The 21,305-nt window shown below is 68.7% G+C and carries 20 protein-coding genes and 1 tRNA gene; 10 read left to right on the top strand and 11 right to left on the bottom strand.

From position 1 onward, the window contains the following. The first annotated feature begins 17 nt into the window (after window positions 1-17). The 8 genes from dusB to hflX all read left to right on the top strand — a co-directional run bounded on the left by dusB (window position 18) and on the right by hflX (window position 9,769). Window positions 18-1,025 carry a tRNA dihydrouridine synthase DusB gene (gene dusB / locus ACLL81_RS00935; protein WP_411286470.1) on the top strand — a complete coding sequence of 336 codons (1,008 nt, stop codon included), beginning with the start codon at window positions 18-20 and terminating at the stop codon, window positions 1,023-1,025. Window positions 1,026-1,048: 23 nt separating this feature from the next. Next, the gene (locus tag ACLL81_RS00930; protein WP_411286479.1) at window positions 1,049-2,140 is read left to right on the top strand and encodes a two-component system sensor histidine kinase NtrB; all 1,092 of its coding nucleotides are present in this window, start codon (window positions 1,049-1,051) and stop codon (window positions 2,138-2,140) included. Further along, window positions 2,137-3,558 (top strand): nitrogen regulation protein NR(I), encoded by a 1,422-nt coding sequence (gene ntrC, locus ACLL81_RS00925; RefSeq protein ID WP_411286469.1) that lies wholly within the window; start codon window positions 2,137-2,139, stop codon window positions 3,556-3,558. Before ACLL81_RS00930 ends, ntrC begins: the two co-directional genes overlap by 4 nt. 77 nt (window positions 3,559-3,635) lie before the next feature. After that, complete coding sequence (locus tag ACLL81_RS00920) at window positions 3,636-5,846, top strand: ATP-binding protein (RefSeq protein WP_411286468.1); 2,211 nt, start codon at window positions 3,636-3,638, stop codon at window positions 5,844-5,846. Window positions 5,847-5,857: 11 nt separating this feature from the next. Next, a complete protein-coding gene (locus tag ACLL81_RS00915; RefSeq protein WP_411286478.1) occupies window positions 5,858-7,246 on the top strand; it encodes a sigma-54-dependent transcriptional regulator in 1,389 nt (462 codons plus the stop codon). Then, entirely contained in the window at window positions 7,246-8,109 is an 864-nt protein-coding gene (locus tag ACLL81_RS00910; RefSeq protein ID WP_411286467.1) for a D-amino-acid transaminase, read from the top strand. The genes ACLL81_RS00915 and ACLL81_RS00910 overlap by 1 nt, the downstream gene beginning before the upstream one ends. Before the next feature lie 98 nt (window positions 8,110-8,207). After that, the gene (hfq, locus tag ACLL81_RS00905) at window positions 8,208-8,453 is read left to right on the top strand and encodes an RNA chaperone Hfq (RefSeq protein ID WP_411286466.1); all 246 of its coding nucleotides are present in this window, start codon (window positions 8,208-8,210) and stop codon (window positions 8,451-8,453) included. Continuing rightward, a complete protein-coding gene (gene hflX, locus ACLL81_RS00900) occupies window positions 8,450-9,769 on the top strand; it encodes a GTPase HflX (RefSeq protein WP_411286465.1) in 1,320 nt (439 codons plus the stop codon). The genes hfq and hflX overlap by 4 nt, the downstream gene beginning before the upstream one ends. Here the strand turns inward: hflX and mazG are convergent. After that, entirely contained in the window at window positions 9,766-10,578 is an 813-nt protein-coding gene (mazG, locus tag ACLL81_RS00895) for a nucleoside triphosphate pyrophosphohydrolase (RefSeq protein WP_411286464.1), read from the bottom strand. The genes hflX and mazG overlap by 4 nt on opposite strands. Next, a complete protein-coding gene (locus ACLL81_RS00890; RefSeq protein ID WP_411286463.1) occupies window positions 10,553-11,956 on the bottom strand; it encodes an MFS transporter in 1,404 nt (467 codons plus the stop codon). Before ACLL81_RS00890 ends, mazG begins: the two co-directional genes overlap by 26 nt. An 81-nt stretch (window positions 11,957-12,037) precedes the next feature. Here ACLL81_RS00890 and ACLL81_RS00885 point away from each other — a divergent pair, with 81 nt between their 5' ends. Next, on the top strand, window positions 12,038-12,733 hold the full coding sequence (locus tag ACLL81_RS00885) for an alpha/beta fold hydrolase (protein WP_411286462.1): 696 nt from the start codon (window positions 12,038-12,040) through the stop codon (window positions 12,731-12,733). Here the strand turns inward: ACLL81_RS00885 and ACLL81_RS00880 are convergent. From ACLL81_RS00880 to ACLL81_RS00840, 9 genes are all read right to left on the bottom strand, one after another. Then, complete coding sequence (locus tag ACLL81_RS00880; protein ID WP_411286461.1) at window positions 12,730-13,218, bottom strand: hypothetical protein; 489 nt, start codon at window positions 13,216-13,218, stop codon at window positions 12,730-12,732. The genes ACLL81_RS00885 and ACLL81_RS00880 overlap by 4 nt on opposite strands. 303 nt (window positions 13,219-13,521) lie before the next feature. Next, window positions 13,522-15,972 carry a PAS domain S-box protein gene (locus tag ACLL81_RS00875; protein ID WP_411286460.1) on the bottom strand — a complete coding sequence of 817 codons (2,451 nt, stop codon included), beginning with the start codon at window positions 15,970-15,972 and terminating at the stop codon, window positions 13,522-13,524. Between the two features lie 313 nt (window positions 15,973-16,285). Next, the gene (locus tag ACLL81_RS00870) at window positions 16,286-16,582 is read right to left on the bottom strand and encodes a putative quinol monooxygenase (RefSeq protein ID WP_411286459.1); all 297 of its coding nucleotides are present in this window, start codon (window positions 16,580-16,582) and stop codon (window positions 16,286-16,288) included. A 77-nt stretch (window positions 16,583-16,659) separates the two neighbouring features. Further along, a complete protein-coding gene (locus ACLL81_RS00865) occupies window positions 16,660-17,265 on the bottom strand; it encodes a phosphoribosylglycinamide formyltransferase (RefSeq protein ID WP_411286458.1) in 606 nt (201 codons plus the stop codon). After that, window positions 17,262-18,086, bottom strand: a complete 825-nt coding sequence (locus ACLL81_RS00860; RefSeq protein ID WP_411286457.1) for an MBL fold metallo-hydrolase — start codon at window positions 18,084-18,086, stop codon at window positions 17,262-17,264. The genes ACLL81_RS00865 and ACLL81_RS00860 overlap by 4 nt, the downstream gene beginning before the upstream one ends. Further along, the gene (locus ACLL81_RS00855) at window positions 18,083-18,859 is read right to left on the bottom strand and encodes a TatD family hydrolase (protein WP_411286456.1); all 777 of its coding nucleotides are present in this window, start codon (window positions 18,857-18,859) and stop codon (window positions 18,083-18,085) included. The genes ACLL81_RS00860 and ACLL81_RS00855 overlap by 4 nt, the downstream gene beginning before the upstream one ends. 13 nt (window positions 18,860-18,872) lie before the next feature. Beyond that, window positions 18,873-19,874 carry a DNA polymerase III subunit delta' gene (locus ACLL81_RS00850; protein ID WP_411286455.1) on the bottom strand — a complete coding sequence of 334 codons (1,002 nt, stop codon included), beginning with the start codon at window positions 19,872-19,874 and terminating at the stop codon, window positions 18,873-18,875. Continuing rightward, complete coding sequence (gene tmk, locus ACLL81_RS00845; RefSeq protein WP_411286454.1) at window positions 19,867-20,502, bottom strand: dTMP kinase; 636 nt, start codon at window positions 20,500-20,502, stop codon at window positions 19,867-19,869. The genes ACLL81_RS00850 and tmk overlap by 8 nt, the downstream gene beginning before the upstream one ends. Window positions 20,503-20,533: 31 nt before the next feature. Then, a complete protein-coding gene (locus tag ACLL81_RS00840; RefSeq protein WP_411286453.1) occupies window positions 20,534-21,040 on the bottom strand; it encodes a septal ring lytic transglycosylase RlpA family protein in 507 nt (168 codons plus the stop codon). Window positions 21,041-21,170: 130 nt separating this feature from the next. On the opposite strand from ACLL81_RS00840, the gene ACLL81_RS00835 reads away from it, so the two are divergent. Beyond that, a tRNA-Ser gene (locus ACLL81_RS00835) sits at window positions 21,171-21,260 on the top strand. Window positions 21,261-21,305: the final 45 nt, after the last annotated feature.

Genomic DNA, 21,305 nt, shown 5'->3' with positions numbered 1-21,305 from the left:
GTGGGGATGAGTAGAAAATGGGCAACATGCTCAAGCTGGGCAAAGTCGAGGTCGGCGGGCGCGCGTGGATTGCGCCGATGACCGGGGTGTCGGACCTGCCGTTCCGCAGGGCGGCCAGCCGCCTGGGGGCCGCCTATGTGGCCACCGAGATGGTCGCCTGCGCGGAGTTCTCCAAGGGCCGGCCCGACGTGGTGCGCCGCGCTGCGGTGGGCGAGGGCCTGCCGCTGATGGTGGTCCAGCTTGTCGGGCGCGAGCCTGAACACATCGCCGAGGGCGCGAAGCTGGCCGCCCGCGCCGGGGCGCAGATCATCGACCTGAATTTCGGATGCCCGGCCAAGGAGGTCACCGGCGCCCTGTCCGGTTCGGCCTTGATGCGCGACCCGGAGCTGGCGGCGCGCCTGATGGCTGCGGCGGTGGACGCCGTCGATGTTCCGGTGACGGTGAAGATGCGGCTGGGGTGGGACGACGCCGCTCGCAACGCACCGCAGATCGCCGCGCGCGCCCAGGAGGTCGGCGTCCAGGCGGTGACCGTGCACGGGCGTACCCGCTGCCAGTTCTACAAGGGCGCCGCGGACTGGGGCGCCGTGGCCGCTGTGAAGGCCGCGGTCTCGATCCCGGTGATCGTCAACGGCGATATCCTCCATGGGGCCAGCGCCCGCGCGGCGCTCGCCGCCTCAGGCGCCGACGCGGTAATGGTCGGGAGAGGGGTCTATGGCCGCCCGTGGATCGCCGCCCAGATCGAACAAGAACTGGCAGGTCAGCAGTTCGACGAGCCCGACGCCAAGGCGCGGCTGGAGATCGCCCTGGAGCACTTCCGCGAGAGCCTGGCCTTCTATGGCGATCGCCTGGGCCTGAAGATCTTCCGCAAGCACTTGGCGGCCTATGTGGAACAGGCGCCCTGGCCCGGCGATGCGGAGGCCAGGCGGGCCGCCCGCGGCGTGCTGTGCCGGCTCGAGGCGCCAGGCGCGGTGGAGGACGGCCTAGCCAGCCTGTGGACCGATCCTGAGCGCAGGCTGGCGGCATGACCGGGCGCTTCCAGATCCTGCCGATGGGCTACGACGTGGTGGCGCTGAAGTCCGCCGCCTTCGACCTCAGCCCCGACCCGTCGCTGGTGGTGGACGCAGAGGGCGCCCTGGTGGCGGTGAACGAGGCCGCCGAGGCGCTGTTCGGCCAGGGGCTTGGGCTGCTGGCCCGCGGCCGCTTCCAGGCCGCCCTACCGCCGGGCTCGGCCTTGGTCTCCCTTCTGAACCGGGCGCTCGACGAAGGCGCCCGGGTCCGCGAGCGCGGGGTGCAGATCAGCCTGTTCGGCCTGCCCGCCTTCGAGGCGGACGGCGCTGCGGCGCCCCTGGGCGACGGCTCGGTGCTGCTCACCCTGACGCTCAAGCAGGGCCTCGGCGCCGAGCGCGGCGGCCTGGAGGCCGCGGGCCTGCGCTCCATCGTCGGCCTGGGCCGGATGCTGGCCCACGAGATCAAGAACCCCCTGGCCGGTATCCGCGGCGCGGCCCAACTCCTGAAGTCCGGCGCCAAGCCTGAGGACGCCCCGCTCGCCCAGCTGATCGTCGATGAGACCGACCGGGTCCGCCGGCTGGTGGACCGGATGGAGGCCTTCTCCGACGACGCCCTGCCGGACCTGTCGCCGCTCAACATCCATCAGATCCTCGATCGAGTCCGCGCGCTCGCCGCCAACGGCGTGGCCGACGGGCTGTCGCTCAAGGAGCAGTACGATCCCTCGCTGCCTGCGTTTCTCGGCGACGAGGACCAGTTGATCCAGGTGTTCCTGAACCTGGTGAAGAACGCCGCCGAGGCCGCCCATTCCCGGGGCGACGGACGCGGCGAGATCGCCATCCACACCGCCTTTCGACACGGGGTTCGGGTGCGCGCCGCCAAGGGCCAGGCGCTACGCGGGGCGCCGCTGGAGATCCGCATCCAGGACAATGGTCCGGGCGTGCCGGCGCACATCCGCGACAGCCTGTTCCAGCCCTTTGTCACCTCCAAGGCCAATGGCGCGGGCCTCGGCCTGGCCCTGGTCGCCAAGCTGGTGGCCGGCCACGGCGGCTTGATCGATTTCGAGTCCGAGCCGGGCCGCACGGTGTTTCGCGTGCTGCTGCCGATCGCTTCCCAGGAAAGTCCGATTGCATGAATGCCGCCTCGAAGAAAATCCTGATCGCCGACGACGACGCCTCCATCCGGCTGGTGCTGTCGCAGGCCTTCACCCGGCTGGGCTATCAGGTGCGCGCCACGGGCAACGCCGCGACCCTGCTGAAGTGGGTGACCGACGGGGAGGGGGACCTGGTGGTCACCGACGTGGTCATGCCCGACGAGAACGTGTTCGACGTGCTGCCGCGCATCCGCAAGCACCGGCCCAAGCTGCCGATCATCGTGATGAGCGCGCAGAACAACCTGATCACCGCGGTGAACGCCGCGGAGGTGGGCGCCTTTGACTATGTGCCCAAGCCCTTCGACCTGGACGACATGACCTCAGCCGCCCGCCGCGCCCTGTCGCGGCCGGCGGATGCGGAGGCCACCAAGGCCCAGGCCCGGGCCGTGCGCGATGATCGCCTGCCGCTGATCGGCCGTTCCGGCCCCATGCAGGACGTCTATCGCACCATCGCCCGGCTGGTGGGCGCGGACCTGACGGTGTTGATCACCGGCGAGAGCGGCACCGGCAAGGAGCTGGTGGCCCGGGCGCTGCACGACATGGGCCGCCGGCGCGACGGCAAGTTCGTGACCATCAACCTGGCCGCCGTGCCCCGAGAGCGGGTGGAGACGGAGCTGTTCGGCAAGAACGACGGCGACCACGGCAAGCTCGTGGAGGCCGATGGCGGCACCCTGTTCCTGGATGAGATCGGCGACATGCCGCTTGACGCCCAGACCCGGTTGCTGCGGGTGATCGACGGCTCCGAGCCCGCCCTGAACCCCAAGACCAACCGCCGGCCCAACGTGCGGATCATCGCGGCCACCAACCGCGACCTGCGCGGTCTGATCCGCCAGGGGCTGTTTCGCGAGGACCTGTTCTTCCGCCTCAACGTGGCCCCGCTTCGCCTGCCGCCCCTGCGCGACCGCGTGGAGGACATCCCGGATCTGGCGCGGGCCTTCCTGCTGCGCGCTAACCGCGAGGGACTGCCGGCCAAGGCCATCGACGCCAGCGCGCTGGACCGGCTGAAGCTGCACCCGTGGCCGGGCAACGTGCGGGAGCTGGAGAACCTGGTCCGGCGGATCTGCGCCCTCTATGGCGAGGACCTGATCACCGCACGAATCATCGAGCGCGAGCTGGCCGACCAGCAGCCGGCGGTGGAAGGCCAGGAAGGGCCTGCGACCCTGGCCCAGCTAGTGGAGCGCAAGCTCTCCGCCTACTTCGCCGACCAGCCCGACGGCCTGCCGCCCACCGGCCTCTATGACCGGGTGCTGGAGGAGGTGGAGCGGCCGCTGATCCAGCTCACCTTGGCGGCCACCAGAGGCAATCAGGTGCGGGCGGCCGAAATCCTCGGCCTCAACCGCAACACCCTGCGCAAGAAGATCCAGGACTTGGGCGTCGAGATGAGCCGCGGCCGGCGGTGAGCGTCAAGCGCCACTATGGCGTATATGAGCAACATCGCTGTTGCGTTTGGAGCACGCTTCCCTAGGCTCCCAGCCTGATGTCGTTGCTTGCCGAACACGTCGAAGCACACCCCGCCCTGGTGCGGTTGTGGCGGGCCATGCAGTCGCGCGTGGTGCTGGGTGTGGGCTACGGGATCGCCGCCGGGCTGACCGGCCTAGCCATCCTGCTGGCCGCCTCGCCCCCGGCTACCGGACCGCTGGGGCCGATCAGCAGCTCGATCCTCACGGTCCTGGGCCTCAACCTCGTCCTGATCCTGGGGCTGACCATGGTGGTCGCCGTGCGGTTCCTGGCGCTGCTTCGGGCCCGCTCCAGCGACGCGGGCGCGCGCCTCCACCTGCGCTTCGTGACCCTGTTCGCCCTGGCGGCCGTGGCGCCCGCCGTGGTGGTGGCCCTGTTTTACGGCGTGCTGGTCAGCCGCGGGGTGGAGAACTGGTTCAGCCAGCGGGTGCAGACCGTGGTGGAGAACTCCGCCACCGTGGCGCGCTCCTACGTGGAGGACCAGACCCGCTACATCCAGACCCACGTCACCGTCATGGGCGCGGACCTGAACCGCGCGGCGCCGGGCCTGGGCGCCAGCCCGATCAACTTCACCCGCTTCCTGGAGAGCCTAGCCTCCTATCACGCCTTCCCAGCCGCCTATCTGGTGGACCGGCAGGGCAGGGTGCTGGCGAGAGCCGAGGCGCCCGGCGCTCCGGCCTATGCGATCCCGCCGGACTCCAGCCTGACCGCCGCTGACGAGGGCGACATCTGGTCGTCCGCCGACCTGACCCGGGCGGTCTACCGGCTGAACGCTTTCCCCGACGCCTACCTCTATGTGGTCCGCCCGGTGGAGAAGGGTATCGTCGAGCACCTGCGCGAGGCGGAGGCCTCGCTGGTCTCCTACCGCGACGCGGCGCAGAGTCGGGCGCGGATCCAGACCATCTTTGCGCTCAGCTATGTGGAGACTGCGCTGCTGGTGTTGGTGGGCGCCGTGTGGCTTGGCCTGGGCGCGGCCAGCGCCATCTCCGCGCCGGTGGGCCGGCTGGTGCAGGCCGCGGGGCGGGTGGCCGGCGGCGACCTGAGCGCCCGGGTGGACGCCGACGCCGATCCCGAGGAAATCGCCGTACTGTCCCGGGCGTTCAACAGCATGACTCACGATCTTCAGGCGCAGCAGGAAGCCTTGAAGCAGGCCAGCAAGGAGGCTGAAAGCCGCCGCCAGTTCATCGAGACCGTCCTGTCGGAAGTGAGCGCCGGGGTGATCGGCCTGGACGGCAAGGGGCGCATCTCCGCCGCCAACCGGCAGGCCGCCCTGCTGCTGGCGCTGCCGGGGGACCACGGGCGGGGCCGCAAGCTGGCCGATGTGGCCCCGGAGTTTGCCCAGATCGCCGCCGGCGCCGGGCGGGGCGGCGACGCGGAGGAAGAGATCGACGTGGCCCGCGGCCGCGACACCCGCCGGCTGCGGGTCCGCGCCAGCCGTAGCGAGGGCGGGCTGGTGCTGACCTTCGACGATATTACTCGCCTGGTGGCCGCCCAGCGCAACGCCGCCTGGCGCGATGTGGCCCGGCGCATCGCCCATGAGATCAAGAACCCGCTGACCCCGATCCAGTTGTCCGCCGAGCGCCTGCGCAAGAAGTACCGCAAGGACATAGCGGAATCGGAGCTGGAGACCTTTGACCGCTGCACCGACACCATCGTGCGCCAAGTGGGCGACATCGGCCGGATGGTGGACGAGTTCTCCGCCTTCGCCCGCATGCCGGCGCCCCAGTTCGCCGAGCAGGACGCCGCCGAACTGATCCGGGCGGCGGTGTTCGCCCAGCGGGTGGCCAGCCCACAGATCGATGTGCAGCTGGAGGAGCCGACGCCGCAGGTGACGCTGCTGGCCGACGGCCGGATGCTGTCGCAGGCGCTGACCAATGTGCTGAAGAACGCGGCCGAGGCGGTAGACGCCCGTCGGGCCACCGCGCCGAAGGTGAAGGGCCAGATCCGCGCCCGGCTGACAGCCGACGAGACGGGCGTGGCCTTCGAGGTGGAGGACAACGGGGTGGGCCTGCCGGCCAAGGACCGCGATCGCCTGACCGAGCCCTACGTCACGACTCGGGAAAAGGGCACGGGCCTTGGTCTGGCCATCGTCAAGCGCATTGCTGAGGACCACGGGGGTGAACTCGAACTGACCGACGCGACCGCCGGGCCAGGGGCCCTGGCGATCCTGCGCCTGCCACCAACCGCCCGGGTTCGCGCACCGGCGAAGCCAGAAACCGCAGAGGCATGAGGGACGTGAGGATGGCGGCAGACGTGCTGGTGGTCGACGACGAGGCGGACATCCGTGACCTGGTGGCTGGCATCCTGGCCGACGAAGGCTATGAGGTGCGCACCGCCAACGACTCCGAATCGGCGCTTGCGGCCGTAAGAGCGCGCAAGCCCGCTCTGCTGATCCTCGACATCTGGATGGCCGGCGGCGGCATGGATGGCCTGGAGATGCTGGACCTGGTCAAGCAGATCGACCCCGACCTGCCCGTGATCATGATCTCCGGGCACGGCAATATTGAAACCGCGGTCAGCGCCATAAAGCGCGGCGCCTACGAGTTCCTGGAAAAGCCATTCAAGTCCGACCGCCTGCTTCTGATGGTCGAGCGAGCGCTGGAGGCTACAAACCTGCGCCGCGAGAACCGCCGCCTGCGGGCCCAGGCGATCACCCCGGAAGGGTTGATGGGCCGCTCCATGGCCGCCCAGCAGCTTCGCCAGATGATCGCCAAGTTGGCGGGCGCCAACAGCCGCGTGCTGATCTCGGGACCGCCGGGCTCGGGCAAGGAGACGGTGGCCCGGCTGATCCACGGCGGCAGCCATCGTTCGCGCAACGAGTTCGTGGCGATCAGCGCCGCGGGCATGACCCCAGAGCGCATGGACCTGGAGCTGTTCGGCCAGGAGGGGGAGACCGGCCGTCCCGCCAAGATCGGCGTCTTTGAACGCGCGCACTCCGGCACCCTCTATCTCGACGAGGTGGCCGACATGCCCCGCGAGACCCAGAGCCGCATCCTGCGGGTGCTGGTGGAGCAGCGGTTCCGAAGGGTCGGCGGCGACCTCGACGTGCAGGTAGACGTCCGCGTCATCTCCTCGACCTCCAAGGATCTACGCGAGGAGATCGCCGCCCAGCGGTTCCGCGAGGACCTGTTCCACCGCCTGAACGTGGTGCCGGTTAACGTGCCTGGCCTGGCCGAACGGCGCGAGGACATCCCGGAGCTGGTGGAGGACTTCATCACCCGCATCTGCGACGCCACCGGCATGTCCCGGCGCATCCTGGCCGCGGACGCCCTGGCCACCCTGCAGGTGCGCGCCTGGCCGGGAAATCTGCGGCAGTTGAAGAACAACGTGGAGCGGATGCTGATCCTGGCCTCCGGTTCGCCCGCCGAGCCGATCACCGCCAACATGCTGCCGGCCGAGGCCGCGGTGACAGACCAGGGAGTCTCGATGGGCGCGGAGCGGATCATCGCGCTGCCGCTGCGCGAAGCGCGCGAGGTGTTCGAGCGGGAATACTTGAACGCCCAGATGCTGCGCTTCTCCGGCAATATCTCACGCACTGCGGCCTTCATCGGCATGGAGCGCTCGGCCTTGCACCGCAAGCTGAAGTCCCTGGGGCTATCGGGGGCCCGGCCAGTCGAGGAAGAGGCCTGATGGGCCGCGTCGCCTATGTGAACGGCGCGTTCGTGCCGCACGCCAACGCTACGGTGCACATCGAGGACCGCGGCTACCAGTTCGCCGATGCGGTCTATGAGGTCTGGGCGCTGTTCGACGGCAAGCTGGCGGATGCCGAGGGGCATTTCGCCCGCCTTGAGCGCAGCCTGTCGGAGCTGTCCATCCCCATGCCGATGAGCCGCGCGGCGCTGACCCTGGTGCTAAAGGCCGCGGTGCGCCGCAACCGGGTGCGCGAGGGGCTGGTCTATCTGCAGGTCAGCCGCGGGGTGGCGACCCGCGACCATGCCTTCCCCACGAAGCCCGTGCGGCCCGCCGTGGTGATCACCGTCAAGGGCTTCGACCGGGCTGCGTCCGAGGCCAAGGCGGCCAGAGGCGTCGGCGTGGTAACCACCCCGGAGAACCGCTGGGGCCGTTGCGACATCAAGACCGTAGGCCTGTTGCCCAATGCTTTGGCCAAGCAGAAGGCTCGTGAAGCCGGGGCGGCGGAGGCCTGGTTCGTGGACGATCTGGGCTTCGTCACCGAAGGCGCATCCTCCAACGCCTGGATCGTCGACGCCAACGGGTCCCTGCGCACCCGCGACACCAACGCCAACATCCTGCGTGGCATCACCCGCGACACCCTGCTGGACGTGATCCGCGACGCCGGTCTGACGGTGAACGAACGACCGTTCACCCCGGACGAGGCGGTGGCGGCGAAGGAGGCCTTCATCACCGGAGCCGGGACCCTGGTGCAGCCGGTGATCGCCGTAGATGGCCGGGTCGTGGGCGACGGCGCCCCGGGACCGGTGGCGATGCGGCTGCGCAGCCTCTATATCGAGCGCGCCAAGGCCTTAGCGATCTGAAGGCGCGCGTGCGATTGCGTCCGTCACGAAAGCCGGTCTAGCTTGCCTTTGTGTGTGGGCGGCGTTTGGCCGCCCGTCCAAGAAAAAGGCGGAAAGCCATGAGCGAAAAGAAACAAAACCTGCAGGACACCTTCCTCAACAGCGTGCGCAAGTCCAAGACGCCGCTCACCATCTTCCTGGTCAACGGGGTGAAGCTGCAGGGCGTGGTGAGCTGGTTCGACAACTTCTGCGTCCTGCTGAGGCGCGACGGCCAGTCCCAGCTCGTATACAAGCACGCCATCTCCACCATCATGCCTGCCCAGCCCGTTCAGCTTTACGAGCCCGGCGACGAAGAGGTCGATTGAGCTCCTCCAAACCCGTAGACCGTGAGGCGCCCGTCCAGGGCTGCATCGTCATCCATCCGGACCGCGAGGGTCGCGGCTTTGCGCGCGACACCCAGGCGAGGCTGGAGGAAGCGGTGGGCCTGGCCCTGGCCCTCGACCTGGAGGTTCGCGAGACCGTCGTCGCGGGCCTGCGCCGGCTGACGCCCGCCACCCTGTTCGGCAAGGGCAAGGTCGAGGAAATCGGCAAGATCGTCGAGGCTCTGGAGGCCGACGTGGCGATCGTCGACGATGCCCTGACCCCGGTGCAGCAGCGCAATCTGGAGAAGGCGTGGCAGGTGAAGGTCATCGACCGCACCGGACTGATCCTGGAGATTTTCGCCCGCCGGGCGCGGACCCGCGAGGGCCGGCTGCAGGTGGAGCTGGCGAGGCTCTCATACGAGCGCTCGCGGCTGGTCCGCACCTGGACCCACCTGGAGCGCCAGCGGGGCGGCTTCGGGGTGATGGGCGGCCCCGGCGAGACCCAGATCGAGACCGATCGCCGGCTGCTGGCCGACAAGATCGGCAAGCTGAAGCGCGAGCTCGCCGAAGTTCGCCGCACGCGAACCCTGCAAAGGTCGGCCCGCAAACGCCACCCGTACCCGACGGTGGCCCTGGTGGGCTACACTAACGCCGGCAAGTCGACGCTGTTCAACCGGCTGACCCAGTCCGAGGTGGTGGCCGAGGACATGCTGTTCGCCACCCTCGATCCGACCCTGCGAATCCTCAAGCTTCCGGACGGGCGGCCCGCGATCATGTCCGACACCGTGGGCTTCATCTCCGACTTGCCGCACGAGTTGGTGGAGGCGTTCCGCGCCACCCTTGAAGAGGTTCGCGAGGCCGACGTTGTGCTGCATGTGCGCGACATCGCCAGCCCCGACAGCCAAGCCCAGGCGCAGGACGTGCGCAAGGTGCTGGAGCGTCTGGGCGTCGACATGGACGAGCGGCGCATCCTGGAGGTCTGGAACAAGACCGACCTGCTGCCCGCCGACGACCGCGAAGGCCTGATGGGCGACGCGCGGCGCACGCATCCTCCAGCCATCCTGGTCTCCGCCGTCACGGGGCAGGGGTGTGACGACCTGCTGTCCGCCGTCGCCGGCCTGGTGGACGAGGCGCCACCCGTGGATGTCTACGCTCCCGCCGGCGAGGGGGCCGCCATCGCCTGGCTCTACCGCCACGGCCGGGTGATCGAGCGCGCCGAGGGCAAGGACGGCGGCGTGCGACTGGCGGTCAGCCTGTCACCGCAGGCCATGGGTCAGTTCGAGCAGCTGTTCCCGGCCATCCCGGTCACCGCGCACTAGGCCTTCTCAGCCGCCTTGGCCTCGTCCCACAGGGCGTCCATCTCGGCGAGGTCGGACTGGTCCGGCGTGCGACCGCGTTCAGCCAGACGCTGTTCTATGTAACGGAAACGCCTGGCGAACTTGGCGTTGGTGAAGCGCAGGGCATCCTCCGGATCGACTTCCAGGGTGCGGGCGAGGTTGGCCACCACGAACAGCACGTCGCCCATCTCCTGGCGGGCTTTTTCGAGGTCGCCGGCCTCGACCTCCACCACGAGCTCACGGACCTCCTCGTGCAGCTTCTCCAGCACCTCCTTGGCGGAGGGCCAGACGAAACCGACTCCGGCGGCCCGCTTCGACAGTTTCACGGCGCGGGTCAGGGCGGGCAGGCCCACCGGCACGTCGTCCAGCAGGCTTTCGGCTCGGCCCTTGCCCTGCCGCTCGGCGGCCTTCAGGGCTTCCCAGCCGTCCTTCTGTTCGGCGAGGGATGCGTAGGTTTCCTCAGCAAACACATGCGGATGGCGGCGGATCATCTTGTCGTTGATGGCGTGGACCACGTCATCGAAGGTGAAGGCGCCCTGTTCCTCCGCCATGCGGGCATGGAACACCACCTGCAGCAGGAGGTCGCCCAACTCATCCCTCAGGTCGTCGAGGTCGCCCCGCTCGATGGCGTCGGCCACCTCATAGGCTTCCTCCACCGTGTAGGGGGCGACGGTGGCGAAGGTCTGCTCGATGTCCCAGGGACAGCCGGTCTTGCGGTCGCGCAGGCGCGCCATGATGGCCAGCAGGCGGGGCAGGGGCGCAAGCTCACTCGGCGGGGCGGACAGCGGCATCGAAATCCTGAGCGGGAAGTGGGGATGGCCGGCCGGCGAGGGCGGCGTCCTCCAGGTCGCGGGCCGCCAGCGCGTCGCGGATTTCCGCATGACGGGTCGCGGTGATCGGGAAGGACATGACCAGCCAGCTGGCTAGCACCGCCATGCCCGCCGGGATGCCGACGAACAGCAGCGCCAGGCCGCCGAGGCCGTCGGCCACGCCGGTCTGCGTCGGATCGAAGCCCATCAGGGCCAGGAGCGGGAAGGCGACGCCCACCGCTACCGCCGAGCCGATCTTCACCGTGCCCTGGAGCAGGGCGTAGAGCAGGCCCGTGCGGTCGTGGCCGCTGGCCAGTCGTTCCTCGTCGCCCACGTCGGCCATCATCGCCCGAAGCAGGAAGGCCCCGGCTGCGTAGGGCACGCCGATGGCGAACATCAGCAGCGCGCCGATAATGAAATTGCCCTGTGGGATCGCCAGGGCGCAGACGGTCATGGCGGCATAGATCAGGCCGGAGAAGGCCAGCGCCCGGTGCTTGCCGATCTTCATCGCCATCCAGGTCCACAGGGGCGCGCCGATCAGGCCACCCAGGAAGTAGAGCAGCAGGAGCAGGCTGGCCGTGCCCTTCTCGAAGCCCTTCACGCGCTCGAAATAGAAGAAGAACAAGGCGCCTGTGATCGCCGGGCCCGTGCCGGTGAGGAAATCCACCACCAGCAGGCGCACCACGCTGGGGCGCCTCAGGAGGGCGAGGTACTCCATCAGGCCGGAGCGCCTGGGCGGGATGGTCAGCCGGGGCTCGGGCGCCTTCCAGAGCGCCAGGGCGGCGGTCAACGGCAGGGTGATGATGATGAACCATCCCATGGCCGCCACGCCAATGTTGTGGCCCTTGATCCCCACCAGCGGCAGCATGGCGGGCAGGGTCAGGACCAGGATCATGCCCACGATGTTGCCCGCCTGCCACCAGCCGTAGATCCGCGATCGCTGGTCGTAGTGCGGCGACAGCATGGCGCCCCAGCCAAGCTGGGAGAGCGATCCGATGGACGTGCCGGCATAGACCACCAGCAGCCAGAACCACAGGTAGGTCGTGGTGACTCCGGGCTTCGCCATGAACAGCGCCGCGGTGGCGGCCATCAGGATCGGCACGCCGATGGCGAACCACAGCTTGAAGCGGCCGAACCGGCTTCGGGTGCGGTCCATGACCCCGCCGATGAAGGGGTCGAAGGCCATGTCGAGCAGGCGCACCGCCATGAAGGCCAGGCCCACGTCGGTGAGGCTGAGACCGAGTTCGCTGGTGTAGTATTCCGGCAGGTAGACGACGAGCGGCAGCGTCAGCCCGGCCAGGGGCAGGCAGGTCGCCGCATAGGCCGCGAGGGTCCAGTTCGATCGCCGCTCGGACGACATAGGCTCCCCCATACATGGAACTCGGCGCGGGTCGATCAGACCGCGCGCCGATGTTGGACGCAAGGGGTGGTAGGCTTGTTCATGCGCATTGTCCTGCTGCACAGCCCGCTGTTAGGTCCGCTCACCTGGCGCGAGGTGGCCGAGCATCTCGGCGCGCGCGGGCAGATCGCGCAGACGCCCGCCTGGCCGCGCTTTTCGACGATCGCGCGGAACTTCTACAGGTCCCTGGCCGGCAGCCTGGCCGCGACGATCGACGCGAGGGGCGACCGCCCTGTCGTTCTCGTGGCCCATAGCGGCGCCGGCGCGCTGGTTCCGGCGCTCATGGCGGCAGTCCGCACGCCGATCCTGGCCGCCATATTCGCCGATGCGATCCTGCCGCATCCGGGGGCAAGCTGGTTCGACACCGCGCCACCCGCCCTGGGTGCGCAGCTTCGGGCTGGCGCCAACGATGGCGCGCTTCCGCAATGGGACCTGTGGTGGCCGCCCGGCGCCCTGGCGCGGCTGGTTCCCGATGAGCGCCTGCGCTCCCTGATGATCGATGAGCTGGAGCCCATTCCAGCCGGGTTTTTCGAGGAACCGGCTCCGGTGGCCCCGCTGGCCGGCGCGGCCGCCTACCTGCAACTAAGCAGCGCCTATGCGGACGAGGCGAGGCTGGCCGGGCGCTACGGGTGGCCGGTGCTCAGCCTGCCGCTGCACCATCTGGCCCCACTGACGCATGCAGAGGCCGTGGCGCGGGGGATCGAGTCCCTGGCCATCAAGCTCGTGGAAGACGTCTAGCGGCGGGCGACGAGCTGGCCGCGGCCCAGCCGGTGCGCGAAGCGGTCGAAGGTCCATTCGGCGTCGGACCACACCCAGGCGCCGTAGGCCTGGCGGATGTCGCTCTCGTACCAGCGGTAGCTGACCGGGGTGACCGCGCCGTCGGCGGCGGTGATCTGGCCTTCGATCTTCGCGCCGCCGATGCCGAAGCTCTCCAGGGAGAGGCCCGGGCGGTCGGAAAGCTGCTTGAAGGTCGGGCGGTTGGGAACGGCGTCAACCAGAACCAGATCGACGCGGGCGTCGGCATGGGCGCCGGTGCGCGCCAGGGCCTTCTCCACGTCGCGCCGGAGGCTGTCGGCCAGGCGCTGCACGTCGCGGACGCCATAGGTCTTCTCGGCCTTGGCCTGCAGCTCGGGGCCGATGGTCACCTGGACGGAAGCCGGTTCGGCGAAAGCGGTCGAGGCGCTGGCGAGAAGCGCGGCGGCCGCGAGGAGGGTGGTGCGCATGCTGGAGCTCCCGGAGTGTCCCTACGGTCGTAATCTGACAGGTGGGGTGGCCGCCGTCATCCGGCAAGATCGGTCCTGGAGAAGCAGAATTCGCAGATGACTCGGCCATGGCGGCCTTCGCCATGCCGGACTTCGCGATCCGGGAAGTGACCGACGATCCCCGGTACCGCGGCGGCAATCTGGCGGGGCACGGCCTGCCGGGGGCTCCCTGACAGAGCTATACAGGTTTCGCGCCTAAGGAATATTATGCGAAATTGTCTCTTAGAGGCCGTCGATGGGAAAACCCGTCTCGATGCAAGAGCCTCACGGCAATCGATTTTCGGCCTCGACCTCATCAAGAAAGCGCGACAGGTCGCCTACCAGCCTGCGCGACACGTCAATATCGGCGTCCTCCGCCGCGCGCTCCAGGTCGGCGCCAATTTCGCTGATGGCCTGAAATCCGAAACTTCCCCCGGATCCTCGCAAGTTGTGCGCGAGGAGCACCACGACTTCAAAGTCAGCCCGATCCAGGGCCTCGTGCATCAGGATGATATTTTCCCGGCAGTTCTCCAGATATGCCGGGGCCCGCTCCACCAGCCTCTGGGCCGCCCGAGATGTCGTGGCCTTCGAGCCGGCATCCTCCGGGGACAATGGCGCGCCGATCGCAGAATAGTCCTTAATCGCTTGCAGCAGCACGTCCTGCTTTATGGGCTTGGTCAAATAGGCCGTGCATCCCGCCGCCAGGCAGGCTTCCCGATCGCCCTTCAAGGCGGAGGCCGTCAAAGCGATAATCGGCGTTGGCGGTCGACCATTCGCCTTTTCCCACGCTCGAAGCGCCCGCGTCGCGGTCAGGCCGTCCATGGCCGGCATCTGGCGGTCCATAAGGACGAGGTCGTAGCGGCCAGCTTTGAACATCTCACAGGCGATGACCCCCGTCTCTGCGATGTCGATCCGGTAGGGCGTATCCTCCAGATAGGCCAACGCGATCGTGCAGTTGTCGGGAGAGTCCTCGGCCATGAGGATGTGCAGCGCCGGCAACGGCGCCTCGGCGCCCATGCCGACCGGCGCGCTAGCCGGCCGGCTGGCCTCCACCCAGATCTCGAACGGGATGGCGAAGGCGAAGGTGCTGCCCTTATCGACTTCGCTGGCCACCCAGATGCGCCCTTCCATCAGCTCGACCAGGCGCTTCGAAATCGTCAACCCCAGCCCTGAGCCGCCGAACCGGCGCGTCGTGGATGAATCGGCTTGCGTGAAGCGTTCGAAGATGTGGGCGAGTTTATCGTGCGCAATGCCGATGCCGGTGTCCGAGACGGTGAATCGCAAGGCTGTCGGCACCCCGGTGTCTCCATCCGATTCCACCCTCAACGAGACGCCGCCCGCTTCGGTGAACTTGATCGCATTGCCGAGCAGGTTGAGGAGTACCTGCCGCAAACGGGTCGGGTCGCCGACGAGGTCGTTGCTCACGCCCGGCGCGATCTCGAACGCCAACGCCAGCCCCTTTTCGTTGGCTCGAGGGGCCACCATCTCGATCACCTTCTCCAGGTGGTCGCTCAATGAGAAGCCAGTGCGTTCCAGGTCGAGCTGCGAAGCCTCGACCTTGGAAAGGTCGAGGATGTCGTTGATCAGGTTCAGCAGGTTGTCGCCGGAACGACGGAAGATCTGCACGTACTTGTCTTGTTCGGGAGAGAGCGGGGTCTTCGCGAGCAGGTCCGCGATGCCCATGATCGCGTTCATAGGCGTGCGGATTTCATGGCTCATGCTGGCCAGGAAATCCGATTTGGTGCGGCTTGCGCTCTCGGCGGCGGCCTTGGCCTGTTTGAGTTCCGCCTCCACCTTCTTGCGCTCTGTAACATCGCGCGCCGCGGCGAAGACGCCTTCCAGCTTACGGTTTCGGTCGTAAAAGGTCGTAGCGTTGTAGGACACGATCGTCTGCTTGCCATCGCGGGCGCGGGCCGTGAGCTCGTAGTCGCTGACCGACTTTTCGCGCAACACGCGCCTGATCCCTGCCTCGGCCCGCTCCGGATCGGTGAAATAGTTCTTGAACGGCGCCCCGATCAGTTCGTCTCGGGTGCAGCCGGTGAGCGCCTCCATCTGTTTGTTGACGTCGGTGATGATCCCCGCCGGATCGGTGGTCATCAGGGCGTCGATGTTCGATTCGATCAGCGAGCGCGTGTAGAATTGCTGGTCACGCAGGCGCTGATCCAGCTTCTTCTGTTCCTCCTCCACCAGTTTGCGCGCGGTGTTGTCGGTGCCGATCAGCAGATATCCGATAATCACGTCCTGGGCGTCGCGCAGCGCGGTGACCGAGACCACGGCGGGGAGCCGGGTCCCATCCTTGCGGATATAGGTCAGCTCATAGATGTCCTCGATCCCTCGCGAGGCCTTGAACACCAGGGCCTCGAAACCCGGCGTGATCGGCGTCGCCAGTTCGGCGCTCAAGGCCTGAGCGCGCGCGATCAGCTCCTGCGGATCGGAAATATCGGCCGGGGTGATCGTGTTCATCACCTCGGCAGCCGCATAGCCCAGCATCTGTTCGGCGCCGACGTTGAAGATCTGGATCACGCCCTTGGCGTCGGTGGCGATGCTGGAGAAGTTGGCGCTGTTGAAGATGGCGCTCTGCAGAGCGCCGGCCTTGACGATCGACTCTTCCGTCCGGCCCTGCGCGGCGCCGTCAAGGCTCGAGGCGGCCTGGTCCTCGGAGCCCGTCAGTGCCTCTGAAATAGAGATTGAGTGTCCTAATTCGAAATATCGACGTGGCCGAGGTTTGGGAGCCACCGATGTCAGTGCAGAATCTGTCCCACGGAAAGCTCAAGCTTAGCCGAGGAATAGGGCTTCTGGAGAAATTAACCACCACCTACAAATGAGTTCGCCATGTTTCTTGGCTGGATCAGCCGCGGCAACGTCAGGTCAGGCCTATCCGACGTGGCCGACCTCCATATCGACGACACGTCACCCCATCGTCCGTACCGCCGCTCGGGACGAAGCGCCGCCGGCTGTCGGCCAGCCCCGGCAGCCCTCCACTGGCGATATGCGCCTTGTGAAAATCGTCTAACCCATTGTTTATATGGTGTATTATAGGACGTCTGAGTTAGGCAGCCAAGCCAAAACCCCCCACGGGCGTAGTTTCGAAGCGTTCGCCAAAGCCGGCGATCATCGGCCGGGCCTGCTTGATAGCCGCGTGCACCGCAGCGAGGCCCAGCGAGGCCTGGTGGCTGGCGGCGTCCGCCCACACCTCGGTGATCCAGATGGCGTCGGCCTCCGACGGGTCGGTGGCCACCACATAACTATGGCACCCCGGCATGGCGCCCATGGAGCCCAGCAGGATCGCCACGACCTTGTCGCGGTCGCCAGGGGTGGTGCGCATCTTGCCGATCAGTCCGTACATGCCGGTCACTCCCGATACTGATGACGCGCCGGCCGGCCCTGCGGCCGCCGCAGCACCGACAATGAAACCGCGTCGTCTCATGATCCCAGCCTAAGCCTTCCCTGGGCAATCGCCTGCAGGGTTTCCACGAAGAATGCGGGTTCCAGGCCCTTGATGCGGGCTTCCAGGCTCTCGGTGGTGTCGCCGGGCAGCACGGGTGCGGCCCGGCGGGCCAGCACGGGCCCGCGGTCGTACTCCTCGTCCACCAGGTGGATCACCACGCCGCTCTCGACGACGCCCGCGGCCAGGACCGCCTCATGCACCCGGCGGCCGTACATGCCATGGCCGCCGAAGGCCGGCAGCGGGCCCGGGTGAATGTTGAGGATGCGGCCCCCGAAACGGCCCAGAACCTGCGGGCCCAGCTTCCGCAAATAGCCCGACAGAACAATGAGTTCGACGCCGTAACTTGAGAGCGCCTCGGCCATCCGGGCGTCTGCGCGTTCGGGATCACCCTGGGTTGGGATGCACAGCGCCGGGAAGCCCTCGCCGAGTGCGAAGACCAGGGCTGGCGCCGTGCGGTTGTTGCTGATCAGCAGCCTGGGCTCCGCGTCCAGCTGGCCCGTGCGGATCGCGGCCAGGATCGCGCGGGCGCTGGAGCCATTGGCCGACGCCAGGAAGCCCAGCCTGAGCGTCTGTGAACTCACCCGAATTCCGCCCCGAGCTGGTGGGTGAACCGCAGGCCGTCAAAAGCCGGCTCGACCCCTGGTGGCAAATCAGCGGCGAGCGCGGCGAAGTCCAGGTCGATGTGCATGTTGGTGAGGATGGCGCGGCGCGGCTTCACCTTGGCGATCCATTCCAGGGTGCGTTCCACATGCGCGTGGGTGGGATGGGGCCGGTGGCGCAAAGCGTCGACGATCCAGACGTCCAGCCCCGCCAGGGCCTCGAACGCCGCCTGGTCGAGGTTAACCACGTCGCTGGAATAGGCGACCCCGCCGAACCGGTAGCCCACGGAGCGCACGCCGCCGTGGTCCTGGTCGAAGGTGGTCACCGGAATGGCGCCCGAAGGCCCGTGCACCCGCCAGGCCTCGCCGTGGGGCGGCAGGCGGTGGAGGTCGCAGATCGCCGGATACCCCCCCTCGCCTTCGAAGATGTAGCCGAACCGGCGCAGCATGGTGGCCTCGGTGGACGCATCCATGTGGCAGGCGATCCGGGCGCGCTGGCGGATGGCGAAGGCGCGCACGTCGTCCAGGCCATGCACCTGGTCGGCGTGGTCGTGGGTCAGCAGCACGGCGTCCAGACGCTTCACCCCGGCGCCCGCGGTCTGCAGGCGCAGGTCCGGGGAGGTGTCGACGATGGCCGTGGTGTCGGTCTCCGCCCCCTGCCCCAGGCGCCGCACCAGCATTGAGCAGCGCGAGCGCAGGTTCTTCGGGTTGGCCGGATCGCAGGCGCCCCACTCGCCGTCGGCCCGCGGCACCCCACCAGAGGAGCCGCAGCCGAGGATGGTGATCTCCAGGGTCCCGGTCATGGGCGGGCAATCTTGTCGAACACGGCGAAGAAGGCGTCTTCGGTCCGCTGGTCCGCTTCGTCGAGGGTCCAGCCGCGGATCTCGGCCAGCTTCGCCAGCACGTGGGGGAGATAGGCCGGCTCGTTGCGGCGACCGCGGTAAGGCACGGGCGCCAGGTACGGGCAGTCAGTCTCCACCAGGATGCGGTCGGCGGGCATGGCGCGGACGGCCTCTCGCACGTCCTCGGCGGCCTTGAAGGTGGCGATGCCGGAGACCGAGAACCAGGCGCCAAGCGCCGCGGCCCGGGCGGCCAGCTCCGGGCCCGAGGTGTAGCAGTGCATGAGGATGCGGAAGGCCCCGCGGGCGTGCTCCTCTTCCAGGATGTCGCCCATCGACTGGTCGGCCTCGCGGGTGTGCACCACCAGCGGCAGGCCGGTGGCGCGCGCGGCGGCGCAGTGGACCCGGAACACCTTGGCCTGCACGTCGCGGGGGCTGAGGTCGTAGTGGAAGTCGAGGCCGCATTCGCCGATGCCGACCACCCTGGGATCGGCCGCCAGATCGGTCAAGGTTTTCGCCGCAAGATCCGGATTTTCCTTGGCTTCGTGGGGATGGGTGCCGACCGTGGCCCAGATGTCCGGATGGTTAGCCACCTGGCGCACGGCTGGGAAGTTGGAGACCCGGTCGCAGATATTGACCATCAGCCCTACGCCGGCGGCGCGGGCGCGTTCGATCACCGCCTCGCGGTCCTCATCGAACTGTGGCGCGTGCAGGTTGACGTGGCTGTCGATCAGCATGGGCGGTCAGTGCTCAGACCCGCGCGGCGTGGCGCAGTTCGCCCAGCGCGGTGAACAGCGCATCGGTGCGATCAAGGTTCAAGGCTTCCACCTCCCTGGGAAGGCGCTGCAGGGTCTCCCAAGCCTGCGCCCAGCGATCAAGCGCGCCAACCCCGTCCCGAGCGCGGTCGACAGCCTGGGCGTGGACCCGCTCGGCCAGCCGCTCGAACAGCAGGTTGAACTGCGTCTGGCCCTCAACCCCGCGGAACCGGTCGGTGAGCGTCAGGGCCATGGCCTCGTCCACCCGCGGAAGGCTGGCGAGGATCTCGCGGGCCGCGTCGTCGAGGATGATGGCCTGTCCGGCTGCCAGAGCGAGCGCCCGCCCCGGCGCGCCGCCCGCCATGCGCGAGAGGCGGAGCGCCGCCTCGGGGGTGACTTCGGCGTGGGTGGAGACGAAGGCGGCGGCGTCTTCCAGGCTCATCGGGCTGAACGCCAGCCTTCGGCAGCGCGAGCGGATGGTCGGCAGGAGCCGGCCGGGCGCATGGGCCACCATCAACAGCACGCCGCGCTCCGGCGGCTCCTCCAGGGTCTTCAAGAGCGCGTTGGCGGCGTTGACGTTGAGATCGTCGGCGGCGTCGACGATGACCACCCGGTGCGGGGCGCTGGCGGGGGTCTTGGAGAAGAACTCGGCGAGCTTCCTGGCGTCGTCCACCGGGATGACCTTGCGGGGCTTGCCGTCGGGGCCTTCGCGCTCCAGCACCAGCAGGTCGGGATGGGCGCGGGCGATCATCTGGCGGCTGACCGGATGATCGGGACTGGCGCCCAGGACGCCATAGGCCGCGTCCGGCGGGGCGCCCAGCAGCCGGCGGGCGGCGCGATAGGCGAAGGTGGCCTTGCCGACGCCCTCCGGGCCGGTGAGCAGCCAGGCGTGGTGCAGCCGCCCGCGCTGGCGGCTGGCCTCGAAGGCCGCCTCGGCCGCCTCGTGCCCCTCAAGCTGGAACACCTCGCGCGGATGAGCGAGCTCGAGATCAGCCATCGACGCCCAGCCGCTCGGAAACGGCGGTCCAGACGGCGTCCGCCACGGCGTCGATGGACCCCGTGCCGTCGATCACCACGCAGCGGTCCGGCTCAGCCGCGGCGATGGCCGCGAAGGCGTCGCGCAGCCGCTGGTGGAAGGCCAGGCCCTTGGACTCGAAGCGCATTTCGGGCCCCGCCCGCTCCGTGGCGCGCCGCAGGCCCACCTCCGGCGGCAGGTCGAACACCAGGGTCAGGTCCGGGCGCACGTCGGCCAGGATATGGGCCTCGAGGGCCGCTATGAGGGCGGGATCGACGCCGCCGGCGCCCCCCTGATAGGCGCGGGTGGAATCGGCGAAGCGGTCGCACACCACCCAGGCGCCGCGGTCCAGCGCCGGACGGATCACCCGCTCGATGTGGTCGCGGCGGGCGGCATACATCAGCAGCGTCTCGGTGACCGGGCTCCAGCGGTCGGCGGCGCCCTTCAGCACGATGTCGCGGATGGCCTCGGCGCCGGGCGAGCCGCCGGGCTCGCGGGTCGCCGTCACCTCGTGGCCGGCGGCCTGAAGCCGCGCCACCAGGCGCCTGACCTGGGTCGACTTGCCGGCCCCCTCGCCGCCTTCGAATGTCATGAACCGGCCGCGCGTCACGGCCCCAAAAACGCCGGTTCGGGGCGGAAGTCTAGAAGTCGATGAAGACCTTCATGTCCAGCTCGGCGCTGCGCGCGCCGCCAGGCCCCACATAGCGCACCCGCACCCTGGCGATCCCCGCCCGCTCGAAGCCAAGCCGCCGCGCGGCCTCCTGGCTGAGGTCGATGATCCGGCCGGCCACGAAGGGCCCGCGGTCGTTCAGCCGCACCCTGATCTTCTTGCCGTTGTCCAGGTTGATCACCTCGACGACGGAGGGCAGCGGCAGGGTCTTGTGGGCCGCGCTCACCGCGTCCTTGTCGAACCGCTCACCGTTGGCGGTGGGCCGTCCCTGGTGGTGGCCGCCGTACCAGGAGGCGACCCCGACCTCGTCGTACTTCGGCTGTTCCCTGGGCGTGTACCAGACGCCGTTCACCTGGTAGGGCCGCCAGGTACCGCCCTTCTTCGCCAGCGGCGCGGGCTCGGGCGCCGTGGCGCAGGCCGCCAGCGAGGCCGCGGCGGCGAGGGCTACGGCGATCCTGGTCAGCTTTGCGGCATGCATGGCGAAGCCCCGACAACGCCGTTCCCTGCGGCGCAGGGTTAAGGATGGCTTACGAAGTTTGCCCTGTGGTTAACCGCCGCGCAGTTGGAGCCGGCTCCCCGCCCCTGCTATAGCCGCCCACGTCCGCGCTGGACGGGTGGCCGAGTGGTTTAAGGCAGCGGTCTTGAAAACCGCCGTGGGTGAAAGCCCACCGTGGGTTCGAATCCCACCCCGTCCGCCATCGGCTTGACTTTTACCCCCTGCGGGGGTATAGTTATTAACTTAC

It is taken from the genome of Phenylobacterium sp. (assembly GCF_046590535.1).
Taxonomy (GTDB): Bacteria; Pseudomonadota; Alphaproteobacteria; order Caulobacterales; family Caulobacteraceae; genus Phenylobacterium.
This window is presented reverse-complemented; position numbering and strand designations above follow the sequence as displayed.

Coding starts and splice junctions, on each gene's coding strand:
- mazG (WP_411286464.1), bottom strand. CDS start 10,578: ATGCCGCTGTCCGCCCCGCCGAGTGAGCTTGCGCCCCTGCCCCGCCTG.
- ACLL81_RS00840 (WP_411286453.1), bottom strand. CDS start 21,040: ATGCATGCCGCAAAGCTGACCAGGATCGCCGTAGCCCTCGCCGCCGCG.
- ACLL81_RS00850 (WP_411286455.1), bottom strand. CDS start 19,874: ATGGCTGATCTCGAGCTCGCTCATCCGCGCGAGGTGTTCCAGCTTGAG.
- ACLL81_RS00870 (WP_411286459.1), bottom strand. CDS start 16,582: ATGTACGGACTGATCGGCAAGATGCGCACCACCCCTGGCGACCGCGAC.
- ACLL81_RS00880 (WP_411286461.1), bottom strand. CDS start 13,218: ATGCGCACCACCCTCCTCGCGGCCGCCGCGCTTCTCGCCAGCGCCTCG.
- ACLL81_RS00920 (WP_411286468.1), top strand. CDS start 3,636: ATGTCGTTGCTTGCCGAACACGTCGAAGCACACCCCGCCCTGGTGCGG.
- ACLL81_RS00915 (WP_411286478.1), top strand. CDS start 5,858: ATGGCGGCAGACGTGCTGGTGGTCGACGACGAGGCGGACATCCGTGAC.
- ACLL81_RS00910 (WP_411286467.1), top strand. CDS start 7,246: ATGGGCCGCGTCGCCTATGTGAACGGCGCGTTCGTGCCGCACGCCAAC.
- ACLL81_RS00855 (WP_411286456.1), bottom strand. CDS start 18,859: ATGCTGATCGACAGCCACGTCAACCTGCACGCGCCACAGTTCGATGAG.
- ACLL81_RS00890 (WP_411286463.1), bottom strand. CDS start 11,956: ATGTCGTCCGAGCGGCGATCGAACTGGACCCTCGCGGCCTATGCGGCG.
- ACLL81_RS00860 (WP_411286457.1), bottom strand. CDS start 18,086: ATGACCGGGACCCTGGAGATCACCATCCTCGGCTGCGGCTCCTCTGGT.
- ntrC (WP_411286469.1), top strand. CDS start 2,137: ATGAATGCCGCCTCGAAGAAAATCCTGATCGCCGACGACGACGCCTCC.
- dusB (WP_411286470.1), top strand. CDS start 18: ATGGGCAACATGCTCAAGCTGGGCAAAGTCGAGGTCGGCGGGCGCGCG.
- ACLL81_RS00885 (WP_411286462.1), top strand. CDS start 12,038: ATGCGCATTGTCCTGCTGCACAGCCCGCTGTTAGGTCCGCTCACCTGG.
- hfq (WP_411286466.1), top strand. CDS start 8,208: ATGAGCGAAAAGAAACAAAACCTGCAGGACACCTTCCTCAACAGCGTG.
- ACLL81_RS00930 (WP_411286479.1), top strand. CDS start 1,049: ATGGGCTACGACGTGGTGGCGCTGAAGTCCGCCGCCTTCGACCTCAGC.